The 1,579-nt window shown below is 65.9% G+C and carries 2 protein-coding genes; both read left to right on the forward strand.

Features of this window, described 5'->3' with window-relative positions; genetic code table 11:
* Positions 1–72 precede the first annotated feature (72 nt).
* Positions 73–534 (forward strand): transposase, encoded by a 462-nt coding sequence (locus tag GY937_00965; protein ID MCP5055275.1) that lies wholly within the window; start codon positions 73–75, stop codon positions 532–534.
* Positions 531–1,538 (forward strand): IS3 family transposase, encoded by a 1,008-nt coding sequence (locus tag GY937_00970; GenBank protein ID MCP5055276.1) that lies wholly within the window; start codon positions 531–533, stop codon positions 1,536–1,538. The genes GY937_00965 and GY937_00970 overlap by 4 nt, the downstream gene beginning before the upstream one ends.
* Positions 1,539–1,579 lie beyond the last annotated feature (41 nt).

Raw genomic sequence — 1,579 nt, forward strand, 5'->3', positions numbered from 1 at the left:
CCCTCTCTGCCAACGCCGATGAGACACTTGACCCGTCCAGAATTACTGTAGGGCGATGCAAGGTGACTCACGATGATCAACGACTCGAACACTCCGCTTCCGCCGGCCCTGGGGCCGGTGGAGGCGCGTAGCGCCGGAACCGGCTCCAGGGCCGGCGGGCCCGATCCGGAGGTGGTGGCGAAGCCGAAGCGGAGGCAATTCACGGCCGAGTACCGGCTGCGGATTCTCGAAGAGGCAGACAGCTGCACGAAGCCTGGTGAGGTGGGCCAGCTGCTTCGGCGCGAGGGGCTGTACAGCTCTCACCTCACAGCCTGGCGCAAGGCGCAGCGTCAGGGCGCTCTTCGAGGGCTGGCCTCGAAGAAGCGTGGCGTCAAGCCGAGGGAGCGCAACCCGCTGGAGCCCAAGGTGCAGCAACTCGAGGCCGAGAATGCGCGCCTCAAGGCCGAGCTGCACAAGGCCCACACGATCCTGGACGTGCAGGAAAAAGTTGCCGGGCTGCTGGGATTCGACCTCGAGAGCGGAAAGAACTCGTGACCGCAGCCCAAGGATTGGCTCGACAGGTCGGGATTTCCCCGGCCTGTCGGGCCTTGGGCGTGTCGCGGGCGACCTTCTACCGCAACGCGAGGCCTTCGATCGGGCAGCAGCAGCCCCGGAAAACCCCTGCCCGAGCGCTCTCGCCAACCGAGCGCGCGCGCGTGCGAGAGGTGCTCTATGAGCCCCGTTTCGCGGATCGATCGCCCGGCGAGGTCGCGGCCACGCTCCTCGATGAGGGGCGTTACCTGTGCTCGGAACGCACGATGTACCGCCTCCTGGCCGAAGGAGGAGAAAGCCGAGAGCGCCGCAATCAGCGGCGTCATCCGGCCTACACCAAACCCGAACTCGTTGCGACGGCGCCGAACGAGGTCTGGTCGTGGGACATAACAAAACTGCTCGGCCCGAAGAAGTGGACCTACTACTACCTCTACGTGCTGCTGGATCTCTACAGCCGCTACGTCGTGGGGTGGATGGTCGCCGACCGCGAGAACGCCCGGCTTGCCAGCAACCTGATCGAGGAGACCTGCCTGAAGTACGCAGTGAACCCCAAGACCCTGACGCTCCACTCCGACCGCGGGGCCCCGATGACGGCCAAGTGCACGGCCCAGCTCCTGGCCGACCTGGGCGTGACCCAGTCGCTCTCCCGCCCCCGCGTCTCGGACGACAACCCGTTCTCCGAGTCGCAGTTCAAGACCCTGAAGTACCACCCGGGGTTCCCCGGACGGTTCTCCGGCCAACCGGACGCCACGGCCTACTGCCGTACGTTCTTCCCGTGGTACAACCATCAGCATCGGCACGCGGGCATCGCCATGCTCACGCCCGCCGATGTCTACTGCGGTCGGGCCGAGGATCTCCTGGCCGATCGCCAGAAGGTCCTCGCCAACGTCTATCGCATCCACCCCGAGCGCTTCCCGCGAGGCTGCCCCCAGCCGGCAACCTTGCCCGAAGCCGTCTACATCAACCCGCCCCAGACCACGGGGCTACAACCAGGAGGTGCTCACTAAATCGAGACCCGAAGTGTCTCAAAGTCGTTGGCAGGTTCCGC

This window comes from bacterium, assembly GCA_024228115.1.
Lineage (GTDB): Bacteria > Myxococcota_A > UBA9160 > UBA9160 > UBA6930.

What these genes read in the sequence shown, in the direction of transcription:
- GY937_00965 (MCP5055275.1), top strand. Translation starts at nt 73, where the DNA reads ATGATCAACGACTCGAACACTCCGCTTCCGCCGGCCCTGGGGCCGGTG.